Below are 12174 nucleotides of genomic sequence, written 5' to 3'. Positions count from 1 at the left end.
TTTGATTGCAGAGATATTTTGAGTTATTGTTAAATGTTAAAAGAATTGCTCCGCCGGCTGGTGGGGATTAAACGGGAAGGACGAGAATACGATATGCCTGAAGTAACAAACAACACACCGCGATTGCTGGCTGCGGCCAAGGAATTCAATATTGGAAAGGAAACGCTCATCGATTTCCTGACCAATAAGGGCTTCGATATGGACGGTTTCGGGTCTCCCAACGCCAAACTCACAGCCCAGATGTACAGCTCCTTGCAGAATGAGTTCCAGCAAGACAAGGCAAATAAAAGGAAAAGCGATCAGATAGCTTTGCCGAAGGGTACCGTGTTGGATGCGGCCAAGAAGAAAGAAAAGGAAGAAGCAGAGCTGGCAGCCAAAAAGAAGGAAAAAGAAGAGGCAGATGCCGCCGCCGCTGCAAAGAAGAAAGAAGAAGCGCCCGTCAAACAGGAACCAGAACCGGAAGCTCCCAAAGCGGCTCCGCAACCGCCGGTAGCCAAACAGGAGCCTAAGCCTGAACCCACGCCCAGGCCGAAACCCGAGCCGGTACAGGAAGCAAAGCCTGAACCAGCGCCGGAACCTGCTCCGCAGCCTGAAGCAAAGAAGGAACCTCCGGCCCCCGCCAAAACGGAAGAGCCCGCAAAACCTGAATCTCCCCGGATCAATGGCCCCAAAGTAATGGGCACCATCGACCTGGAAGCGCTGAATACCGCTAACCGCTCCAAAAAATCCGCCGCCAAAAAAGCGGAACCGGAAGAAAAACCTGCACCCAAAGCGCAGGAACCCGCTCCGGTAGCGGAAAAAGAAACGCCTCCTGCAAAAGAGCCCGCTCCGCAACAGGAAGTGAAGGCGGAAAAACCGGCCGCCAAGGCAGAAGAACCCCAGGCGCCGGAAGCTGTTCCTCCTGCGAAGGAAGCAAAAGAAGCAAAGCCTCCCAAAGAAGCAAAACCTGCCGCCCAGGCTGCGGAACCCGAAGCAGCGCCGGCAGACGCAGCAAAACCATCAGACGAATCAGGAGAAGACAACAGCAACGCCGTGATCGAAAATATCCAGGCCACCAAGCTCTCTGGCCCCAAGGTTATCGGAAAGATTGACCTGCCGGTGCAGCAGGATCGCCGGGATAACAAAAACTTCAATAAAGAAGAAAAGCGCAAACGCAAGCGCATCGTCATAGAAAAGAAACCGGAGCCCATCAAGCCAGGCGAATTCGCCAAGGAAGGCGGACAGGGCGGCGTAGCCGCACGCGGCGACAACCGCGGCCCCGGTGGCGGACATCAACGCGGTCCCGGTGGACCGGGTGGTAACCGCGGCCCCGGCGGCGGCCAGCAAGGCGGCAACCGTGGTCCCGGTGGTAACAGAGGTCCCGGTGGCGGCCAGCACGGCAACCGTGGCCCCGGCGGCGGACCCAGCCGTCCCCATCAGCGCCGTGACCAGCGTCCCGGCGGCGGATTCGGACAAGGCGCCCCACGCAGGACAGACGACAAGGAAATCGACAAGAACGAGATACAGAACAAGATCAAGGAAACAATGGCCAAGCTGGGCGGAGGCTCACGCGGCCGCAGCACCAAGGCCAGCCGCCGCCGCGACAAGCGGAACGAAATGGCGGAACGCGAAGCACAGGGCAGCGCGGACGGCAACAAGCTCCAGGTAACGGAATTCGTTTCCGTGAGCGAGCTCGCCAACCTGATGGACGTGAGCTTTGCCGAAGTGATCTCGAAATGTATGGGCCTGGGGATCATGGTATCCATCAACCAGCGCCTCGATGCGGAAGTAATTGAGCTGGTAGCCGGCGAATTTGGTTACGAAGTGGAATTTATCGGCATAGACGATGCAACAGAGGATGATGAAGAAGAAATTGTAGATGATCCGGAAGATATGCTGCCGCGCGCGCCGATCGTGACCATCATGGGTCACGTTGACCACGGTAAGACCTCTTTGCTCGACTACATCCGCAGCGCCAACGTGGTAGCCGGCGAAGCCGGCGGCATCACCCAGCACATCGGTGCATACCAGGTGACCACTGCCAGCGGCAAGAAACTCACTTTCCTCGATACCCCCGGTCACGAAGCGTTTACCGCGATGCGTGCCCGCGGCGCCAAGGTGGCAGACATCGCCGTGATCGTGGTGGCAGCGGACGACGCCATCATGCCGCAGACCCGTGAAGCCATCTCCCACTCACAGGCCGCAGGCCTGCCGATGGTGTTTGCGATCAACAAGATCGACAAGGATGGCGCCAACCCGGAAAAGATCAAGGAACAGCTGGCCGGCATGAACCTCCTCGTGGAAGACTGGGGCGGTAAATACCAAAGCCAGGAGATCTCCGCCAAAAGCGGCCTGAACATAGACGTTTTACTCGAAAAGATACTCCTCGAAGCAGAGCTGCTGGAACTGAAAGCCAATCCTGACCGCGAAGCGACAGGCTCGGTGATCGAAGCCACGCTCGATAAAGGACGCGGTTACGTTACGACCGTACTGGTACAGAACGGTACCCTTTCCCAGGGAGATACCATCGTATCCGGCTCCCACTTCGGCAAGATCAAAGCCATGTTCAACGAACGCGGCCAGCGGGTGGAAAAGGCAGGGCCTTCCGCGCCGGTACAGCTGCTCGGCCTGAACGGCGCGCCGCAGGCGGGTGAGAAATTCAGGATGTATGAAGATGAGTCCGAAGCAAAAGACATCGCCAACCGCAGGGCGCAGATCGTGCGGGAGCAAGGCATCCGTACCAAGAAACACATTACGCTGGACGAGATCGGACGCCGTCTTGCACTCGGCAACTTCAAGCAGCTGAACCTCATCATCAAAGGCGACGTGGACGGCTCCGTGGAAGCATTGAGCGACTCCCTGCAAAAGCTCTCCACAGAAGAGATCGTAGTGAGCGTGGTGCTGAAAGGCGTAGGCCAGATCACCGAATCAGACGTACTGTTGGCAACCGCCTCCGACGCACTGATCATCGGCTTCCAGGTACGCCCTTCCATGAACGCGGCCAGGCTGGCGGAGAAAGAGAACATCGAGATCCGCACCTACTCCATCATCTACGACGCGATCGACGAGCTGAAGAGCGCCATGGAAGGCATGCTCGAACCGAAGATCGAGAAGAAAGTGGTGGCCAACGTGGAGATCCGCGAGACTTACAAGTTCGACAAAGTGACCGTAGCCGGTTGCTATGTGCTGGACGGAAAGCTCAACCGCAATACGCGCGTGAACCTCGTTCGCGACGGTATCGTGGTGTACACCGGGGAACTGCAGTCGCTGAAGCGCTATAAAGATGACGTGAAGGAAGTAGTTTCCGGCATGGAATGCGGCCTGAGCATCAAGAACTACAGCGATCTGAAAGTAGGCGACATCGTGGAAGGCTTCGAAGAAGTGGAAGTGAAAAGGACACTTTAAAAGGGAAGCGAACGCTCCCGGAAAATACCTTTGGAGCCGGCCCAAAGCCCCGGCCCGCGGTCAGCTCCAAATCCGAAATTTTTGTTAAATAGATTAGCCGTCTTTGTGCGGCTAATTTTTTATTGGTTATTTTGAGATCACAGTAACGTTACCATGAAAAAAATTCTCATATCCTCCGTTGGCGCGCTGCTCCTGTTCCAGGCCGCAGTGGCACAGCAAAAGATTGTGGCAGACAAGATCGTGGCCAAGGTTGGAGACAAGATCATCCTTAATTCAGACATTGAATCCGCCCTGGTGGATATGCAGCAGCAGGCCCTGCAAGGCGCGCCGCTGCCGCCCAACGCCTCCTGCTCCGCCGTGGAACAGATCGTAGCCCAGAAAGTACTGGTGCTGCAGGCGGAAAGGGACAGCTTGCCCATCTCTGAATCGGACGTGGACGGACGTATCGAAAGCCAGATCCGCTGGGCGGAACAACGGTACGGCAGCCGCGAGAAAATGACCGAGGTCACCGGCTATACCATCTACCAGCTCCGCGAGCGTTTCCGCGACGCCATCCGCGAAAGCATGCTGGCGAAAGCCATGCGCGACAAGATCGTGAATGCCGTAAAAGTGACGCCCACAGAAGTAAAGAACAACTTTGAACGCATCCCGAAAGACAGCCTTCCCTTTTACGAATCCGAACTGGAAGTAGGCCAGCTCATACTCCTGCCGAAAGCCAGCCGCGAAATGGATAAATACGCGATCGACCGCCTGCTCGATTTTAAAAACAGGGTGGAAAAGAAAGAAGCAGAGTTCGCCACACTGGCCAGCCTGTATTCTGAAGATCCCGGCGTAAGAGAGAACGGCGGCACTTATACCCTGAACCGTAACGACAAAAACTGGGACCCCGACTTCCTCGCAGCCTCTTTCCGGCTGAAAGAAGGAGAAATGTCATCTCCCGTTAAATCACAGTTCGGCTACCACCTCATTAAAATGGTACAGCGTAAGGGCGACAACGTGATCGTACAGCACATCCTCGTTAAACCGAACGTGATGACCGCCGATATCACCGCCTCCATGCACCGCCTGGATTCCATCCGCTCCGCCATCCTCGCCGGTAAAACATCCTTTACCGAAGCAGTAGTGAAAAACAGCGATGAGCCGATGGCGAAGTTCAACGGCGGTATGGTGCAAAACCAGATGACCGGCAGCAACTTCATTACGATGGACATGCTGGATGATCCCTCCACAAAGGACCTGGTGATGATCCTCGATTCCCTGAAGCCCGGCGGCATTTCCAAACCCATGATGTTTGAAGACGAGCAGGGCCGCAAAGCGCTGCGGATCGTATACCTGAAAACACGCACCGAGCCGCACCGGGAAAACCTGACGGACGACTACTCCCGCATCCAGCAGCGCACCCTGCAGGAAAAGCAGGCCGAAGCGCTGAACAAATGGCTGACAGACCACATCCCCGACTTCTACGTACACGTGGAACCCGAGTACCGCAACTGCGGCAATATCTCGAAGTGGATAGCCAATTCCGTTGCCAGTAAATAGCCGTAAGGCATGAAAGATATGCTGCATCCCGGGTCCCGCAAAGGCCCGGGATGTTTGTTTTTGACAGCCACATCACCTTATGGTGGTTTGAAATATTAGGTGTAACTTTGCGACTTCAATTTTACGGCCATGAGTGATGCGATAAAACATGAGTGCGGATTAGCATTCATAAGATTAAGGAAACCATTCTCGTATTATCAACAACAGCACGGAACAGTTTTCTACGGCCTGAACAAGCTGTACCTGCTCATGGAAAAACAGCACAACCGCGGGCAGGACGGCGCCGGGGTAGCCACCGTAAAATTGCACACAGAGCCCGGTGTTCCCTTCATGCACCGCATCAGAAGCAGCCAGACCCAACCCATTGCGGACGTTTTCTCGAAGATCCGCGAAGAAATAGCAGAAATAGAAAAATACCAGCCCGAGATCACCCGTTACCCGGGCCTGATGAAAGGGCATATGCGCTTCCTCGGCGAACTGCTGATGGGGCACCTCCGCTACGCCACGCAAGGCAGGAACAACGTTGAGCTGTGCCATCCTTTTGTGCGCCACAACACGGTTCCCGCCCGCAACCTCTGCATGGCCGGCAACTTTAACCTCGTGAATGTGGACGAGCTGTTCAACTTCGTGAAAGTATCCCCCGGGGAAACCCACAAGAACAGCGATCTCGCCGCCATGCTGGAAGTAGTGCATCACTTCCTGGCGAAGGAAGACGAGGTGCGCCAGAACGGGCTGGACGTAAAAGCCATCCTCCAACAGGCGTTTTCCATGTTCGACGGCGGATACCACGTCTGCGGGCTCATCGGCTCCGGCGATTCCTTCGTGATCCGCGATCCGCACGGCATTCGTCCTTCTTACTATTATATCAACGATGAAGTGATCGTAGCGGCTTCCGAAAGGGCCGCCATCCGTACCGCTTTCAACGTAGGGGAAAATGAAGTGCTCGAGCTGATGCCCGGCAACGCCCTCATCGTGAAAGAGAACGGGGAATACAGCATTGAGCAGATACTGGCGCCGAAAGAACGCCGCGCCTGCAGCTTCGAGCGTATCTACTTCTCCCGCGGTAACGACGAAAAGATCTATAAAGAACGCTCCGCGCTCGGCTACCATCTGTCCGAAACCGTACTCAAAGCGATCGACAACGACCTCCGCAATACCATCTTCTCCTTTATTCCCAATACGGCCGAAGTGGCCTTCTATGGCCTGATCAAAGGGCTGGAAGACTACCTGAACCGCATCAAGGTGGAACGCATCATGAGCTGGGGCAAGGATTTCGACGAAGAGAAGCTCAGCGAGATGGTGAATCGCCGCGTCCGTATCGACAAGATCGCCATCAAGGACGTGAAGATGCGCACCTTCATCACGGAAGACGCCAGCCGTAACGAAATGGTGCAGCACGTATACGACATCACCTACGGTACCGTGAAACCGGGAACAGACACCCTTGTGGTGATCGACGATTCCATTGTACGAGGCACCACGCTGCGCGAAAGCATCATCAAAATGCTCGACCGCCTCGGTCCCAAGCGCATCATCGTGATGAGCTCCGCGCCGCAGATCCGTTACCCGGACTGCTACGGCATAGACATGAGCAAAATGGGCGAGTTTGTGGCCTTCCAGGCCGCTATTGCACTGCTCCGCGAGCAGGGCAAGGAATACATCCTGCAGGAAGCCTACGGCCTTTGCAAGGAACTGGAACGCACCAATACCCTGCATGCCCAGAACGTAGTGAAGAACGTCTACAAACCCTTCACACCCGAGCAGATCTCCGCCAAGATCGCCGAGATCATTACACCTGGGGACATCAACGCAAAAGTGGAAGTGATCTACCAGAACATCGAAAGCCTGCACGCCAGCTGCCCGAATAACCTCGGCGACTGGTACTTCACCGGCAACTATCCCACCCCCGGCGGCAACCGCGTGGTGAACAAAGCTTTCATGAACTTCATGGAAGGCAAGAACGAAAGAGGGTACTAGGTTCCAGTGTTAATTTTATCTTAATTCCCGCCCTGGCTTTCTCCCCGGAAGCCATAACGTGTTAATTTACCGTAAAATGCCGTAAATTCGGATAAGTGTTTGTACTCAATGGTTTACAATGTGTATGAAAACATTGTTACTTATTCGCCACGCCAAATCCAGTTGGACAGATCCGGACATGGACGATTTTGACCGCCCCCTGAACAAGCGGGGAAAGATAAATGCTCCGGAAATGGCTTCGCGCCTGCTTTCCAGGGGAACCGTCCCTGAACTGATCATCTCCAGCCCGGCAAAGCGCGCCCGCACTACAGCACGTATCATGGCCAAAGAATGGAAATACCCCAAACAGGCCATACTGCTGGAGGAAGAGCTATATCTATGCTACGCCTCCACCTTCCTCAAGGTGATCACGAAGATCGACGACGACTTCAATGCTGTTGCCATCTTCGCCCATAACCCCGGCATCACCGATTTCGCCAATTACCTCACCGAAGAGATCCGCATAGACAATGTGCCCACTACCGGCATCTTTGCCATTGAAGCGGAAACAGACCACTGGGAAGATTTTGACCGCGCGAAGAAGCGGTTTTTGTTTTTTGACTACCCCAAAAGCGAAGGGCTCGTTTGAGCATCGGCCTCTTTTTTTTATTACCAACCCAACCGGATTATGTTTATTTTCGTAAATACATTAAAGACACGGGAAACTATCCATCAATGAACGCCCGGACATCGAATGAACTGGTAATGAAGCAAATGTATTAATTCAATTTAGCGACACACCCGCCTGCGGGTATTTTATGCAAAGGGATCTCAGGGTCAACAGCAGCAGAAAAGCTGAAATATAAGCGAACAGGAAGCATATCAATTAAATTTTCCACCGGTAATTGAAATTACAGGAATACATAGAAAATGGAATGGTTGAAAGCTATGTGCTAGGACTGGCTTCCCCCGAGGAAGTATCAGAAATGGCCGCTATGCTGAAGGAACATCCCGGGCTGCGCACAGAGCTGGATGCGGTGGAGCGTACCTTTCACCGTCTTTCTTTTGAAGAAGCCGTGCTGCCCCCCATGGAACTGCGAGAGCGCGCCCTCCAGCCTTATAATTGGGCGGATGCCGATCCGGGCGGCGGGCAGGACCAACAGAAGAACTATACCTTCATCAACATCCACCCGGACAAGAAAAACTATATCTCCGTACACAAAATATGGAAGTGGATACTCCTGACCGCTTTCCTTCTCTTTAAATTTTTCCTGTTCCTGTCCATCTACTTCTACTTCAAATACCGGCAGGTGGAAGAACGCCGGCTGGAAAGAGAAAAGATCAGGCTGGAGCAGCAGCAGGGCACTTTCCGGTAACCCCCTTTCTCCCCGCTCATTGTGAACGATGAATGCAATATCTTCGTTAACAACAACAACAAAGCTAAACTTATGGCACAACGTCGTGAACACGATTTCCTTGGAGAAAGGGAGATCCCGAAAGATGTATACTACGGCATTCAGACCCTCCGCGCAATTGAGAATTTTCATATCACGGGCATCCCGCTCAAAACCGAACCGCTTTTCGTACAGGCGTTGGGGTATGTGAAGAAAGCCGCCGCCATGGCAAATGCGGAGCTGGGTGTGCTGGACAGGGATGTGGCGGAACGCATCATCCAGGCCAGCAACCGGGTGATCAACGGCGAGTTTAACGACCAGTTTATCACAGACCTTATCCAGGGCGGCGCGGGCACTTCCGTGAACATGAACGCCAACGAGGTGATCGCCAACGTTGCGCTGGAAATGATGGGAAAGGAAAAAGGCGATTATGATTTTTGCCATCCGAACAACCATGTGAACTGCTCGCAGTCCACCAACGACGCCTATCCCACCGCTTTCCGCATTGCGCTGATCAACAAGCTCACCGCTTACAGCCAGAGCCTGCAATTGCTGGCCGACGCTTTTTATGAAAAAGGAGAAGAATTCAAACAGGTATTGAAGATGGGCCGCACGCAGCTGCAGGATGCGGTGCCGATGAGCATGGGCGATGAGTTCAAAGCCTTTGCCACCAATATCCGGGAGGAGCTTTCCCGCATAGAAGACAGTAAAAGACTGATATCAGAGATCAACATGGGCGCTACGGCCATCGGCACGGGCGTGAATGCGCCGGAAGCATATCCCGCGCTGGTTACCCGCCACCTCTGCACCGTAACGGGGCTGGACCTCCTGCTGGCGGGAGACCTCATTGAAGCGACCTACGATACCGGCGTCTACGTGCAGCTTTCCGGCGTGCTCAAACGTACCGCCGTAAAAGTGTCCAAGATCTGCAACGACTTGCGCCTGCTGTCTTCCGGGCCACGTACGGGTCTGAACGAGATCAACCTGCCGCCCATGCAGCCCGGCTCTTCCATCATGCCCGGAAAAGTAAATCCCGTGATCCCCGAAGTAGTGAACCAGACCGCGTTCTACGTGATCGGTGCAGACCTTACGCTGACCATGGCGGCGGAAGCCGGGCAGCTGCAGCTGAACGTGATGGAACCGGTGATCTCCTTCTCGCTGTTTACCTCCATCACCTACATGACTAATGCCTGCAACACCCTGCGGGAGAAATGCGTAACGGGCATCACCGCGAACGCCAGCCGCACGCAGGACATGGTGATGCAAAGCATCGGCATCGTAACACAACTCAACCCTATCCTCGGGTATGAAAAGTCCGCCGCCATTGCACGCGAGGCGCTGGAAACCGGCAAGTCCGTGCACGACATTGCGGTGCGGGAAAAAAAGCTGGTGACGCAGGAGAAGTGGGACGAGATCTTCACCTTCGAAAACCTGATCCGGCCAAAGTTTATCAACCGGTAACGAAGGCTGGCAACTTTTTGCCTGTGGTTTTTATGCCTTACCGGTATTCCGGTTCCTGCATTCCAGCCCGCGGGCCCGCAGCAGCAAAACTCCTGGAATATTTTACTGAAAACAGATATCTTGTGCGGCTATAATATCCACGATTATGATCTGGCTTCAGTTTGCAATCATGTTAGCGGCTATTCTCATCGGCGCCCGGATGAAAGGTATTGGCCTCGGGGTGATGGGGATGGCGGCGCTGGCGGTCTACATTTTCATTTTCCGTATGCGGCCGGCGGAGCCACCGATCGACGTGATGCTCATTATCCTGGCCGTGGTGTCCACCGCCGCCACCATGCAGGCCGCGGGTGGCATGGATTACATGGTGCGGCTGGCGGAGCGGATACTGCGCAGCAAGCCGTCCATGATCACGCTGATGGGGCCGCTGGTGACTTTCTGCTTTACCGTGTTTGCCGGCACTGCCCATATTACCTACTCTTTATTGCCCGTTATCTCGGAAGTGGCTACCCGCAAGCGCATCCGGCCGGAGCGGCCGTTGAGCGTGTCCGTGATAGCGGCGCACCTCGGCATTACGGCCAGTCCCATTTCCGCTGCTTCGGCAGCTATGATCACCATTCTCGGGGGGCAGATACAATTGTCGCACATCCTGAAAGTCTGCATCCCCGCCAGCATCATAGGCATACTCGCCGGCGTGGTGGCGGTGTGGAGAATGGGGAAGGACCTGGATAAAGACCCCGCTTTCCTCGCCAAAATGAAAGATCCCGAGTTTGCGCGGGAGCTGGATGCGGAACATACGACCACCCGCAAAGAGCTGCCCCGTGGGGCAAAGACCTCCGTGCTGATCTTCGGCATGGCGGTGATACTGATCGTACTGGCGGGATCATTTCCATCACTGCTGCCATCTTTCCCGCCGGGCCCCGCCAATCTTTCCATGAACGCTAACGGCACCATCAAAATGGCCGCTGTGATAGAACTGGTGATGCTGGCCGCCGCGGCGCTGATCCTCCTTATCTGCAAAGTGCAAACGATCGCCGTAGCGCGGGCCAGCCTCTTTACCGCCGGTGCGCAGGCCGTGGTAGCTATTTTTGGTGTGGTGTGGATGAGCGCCACTTTCATGAAAGCCAATGAAGCCGCCATTGAAGGCGCGCTGGGCGACATGGCGCGCGCCGCACCGTGGACCTTTGCCATCGCACTGTTCCTGCTCGGCATCCTGCTCTTCAGCCAGGCCGCTACCACAAAGGCTTTGATGCCGCTCGGCGTGGTGCTGGGCATTGCGCCGCCACACCTTGTGGCCATGTTCCCCGCGGTGAACGGCGACTTTGTATTGCCCGGTTATCCCACCTTGCTGGCGGCCATTCAGTTCGACCGGACGGGCAGCACGCACATCGGGAAATATTTGCTCAACCATAGCTTCATGCTGCCGGGGCTGGTCTGTGTGTCCGTATCCGTAGCGGCGGGATTTCTTTTTGCAGGCTTGTTGTGGTAATACGATATTTGCGGTATGAGCTACACCGTTCCCGCGCAGACACGCATCGGTCACGTACACCTGAAAGTTTCCGACCTGCAGCGCTCCCTGGATTTTTATTGCGGCCTGCTGGGCTTTGAGCTGATGATGAAGTATGGCGACCAGGCTGCGTTTATCTCGGCCGGCGGTTATCATCATCACATCGGGCTGAATACCTGGCACAGCAAGGGCATGCCGCCCGCGCCGGAAAATGCGGCGGGCCTCTATCATGTTGCCATTCTTTATCCTGAAAGAAAAGACCTCGCGGCCATCTACAAACGGCTGACGGACGCCAATGTGACTTTCACCGGCTTTGCGGACCACGGTGTTTCAGAGGCGCTTTACCTGAATGACCCGGATGGTAATGGACTGGAATTGTACTGGGACCGGCCGCGGGAGCAGTGGCCGCAGGATGAGGCGGGCGGGCTGAACATGTATACCCGCCGGCTGAATATCACCGATCTTCTGCAGGAATTGAACCGCTAGGCTTTGCGGCTTTTAATTTTTTCTTCAATGTTGCCCATCGCTTCTTCTATGGAATGCGAATGTTTCAGGTCGAGCTTGCTTTTTGTTTCGTCCGCCAGCTTCTGGTAAAACCGGTGGAGCGTATCCAGCTCCTGCTCGGACAGGTCTTCCACATCTATCAATCTGTTACTGGCCGCTTTGGTGGCGGCGATCAGCTCGTTCAGCTTCAGCTGGATGGATTTCGAATCCTTGTTCTGCGTTTTCTGGATGATGAACACCATCAGGAAAGTAACGATGGTGGTGCCGGTGTTGATCACCAGCTGCCAGGTGTCTGAAAACCCGAAAAGGGGGCCGGTAACAGCCCATACGATGATCACCAGCGCCGCCGTGAGAAACGCCCAGGGGCTTCCGGTAACACTGACCGCTTTACCTGCCAGCTTTTCAAAAAAGGGTAATTTTTTCGCCATCGGC

9 protein-coding genes are annotated in these 12174 nt (G+C 55.0%); 8 read left to right on the top strand and 1 reads right to left on the bottom strand.

Going from position 1 to position 12174, the window contains the following annotated elements:
* Positions 1 to 33: 33 nt before the first annotated feature.
* The 8 genes from infB (at position 34) to CCY01nite_RS06450 (ending at position 11724) form a co-directional block, all read left to right on the top strand.
* On the top strand, positions 34 to 3384 hold the full coding sequence (infB, locus tag CCY01nite_RS06485; protein WP_246129872.1) for a translation initiation factor IF-2: 3351 nt from the start codon (positions 34 to 36) through the stop codon (positions 3382 to 3384).
* A gap of 153 nt (positions 3385 to 3537) precedes the next feature.
* Complete coding sequence (locus CCY01nite_RS06480; protein ID WP_146858911.1) at positions 3538 to 4923, top strand: peptidylprolyl isomerase; 1386 nt, start codon at positions 3538 to 3540, stop codon at positions 4921 to 4923.
* Between the two features lie 249 nt (positions 4924 to 5172).
* The gene (locus tag CCY01nite_RS06475) at positions 5173 to 6900 is read left to right on the top strand and encodes an amidophosphoribosyltransferase (protein WP_246129871.1); all 1728 of its coding nucleotides are present in this window, start codon (positions 5173 to 5175) and stop codon (positions 6898 to 6900) included.
* Positions 6901 to 7024: 124 nt separating this feature from the next.
* The gene (locus tag CCY01nite_RS06470) at positions 7025 to 7528 is read left to right on the top strand and encodes a SixA phosphatase family protein (protein ID WP_146858907.1); all 504 of its coding nucleotides are present in this window, start codon (positions 7025 to 7027) and stop codon (positions 7526 to 7528) included.
* Between the two features lie 286 nt (positions 7529 to 7814).
* A complete protein-coding gene (locus CCY01nite_RS06465) occupies positions 7815 to 8255 on the top strand; it encodes a hypothetical protein (RefSeq protein WP_186830932.1) in 441 nt (146 codons plus the stop codon).
* Positions 8256 to 8327: 72 nt separating this feature from the next.
* Entirely contained in the window at positions 8328 to 9734 is a 1407-nt protein-coding gene (aspA, locus tag CCY01nite_RS06460) for an aspartate ammonia-lyase (RefSeq protein ID WP_146858903.1), read from the top strand.
* 145 nt (positions 9735 to 9879) lie between these two features.
* Positions 9880 to 11220, top strand: coding sequence for an anaerobic C4-dicarboxylate transporter family protein (locus tag CCY01nite_RS06455; protein ID WP_146858900.1), 1341 nt, complete (start codon positions 9880 to 9882; stop codon positions 11218 to 11220).
* Between the two features lie 15 nt (positions 11221 to 11235).
* Positions 11236 to 11724: a VOC family protein gene (locus CCY01nite_RS06450; RefSeq protein ID WP_146858899.1), complete on the top strand. Its 489-nt coding sequence runs from the start codon at positions 11236 to 11238 to the stop codon at positions 11722 to 11724.
* Here the strand turns inward: CCY01nite_RS06450 and CCY01nite_RS06445 are convergent.
* Entirely contained in the window at positions 11721 to 12170 is a 450-nt protein-coding gene (locus CCY01nite_RS06445) for a low affinity iron permease family protein (protein ID WP_146858897.1), read from the bottom strand. The genes CCY01nite_RS06450 and CCY01nite_RS06445 overlap by 4 nt on opposite strands.
* Positions 12171 to 12174 lie beyond the last annotated feature (4 nt).

It is taken from the genome of Chitinophaga cymbidii (genome assembly GCF_007992715.1).
In the GTDB taxonomy this organism is placed as follows: Bacteria; Bacteroidota; Bacteroidia; order Chitinophagales; family Chitinophagaceae; genus Chitinophaga; species Chitinophaga cymbidii.
This window is presented reverse-complemented; position numbering and strand designations above follow the sequence as displayed.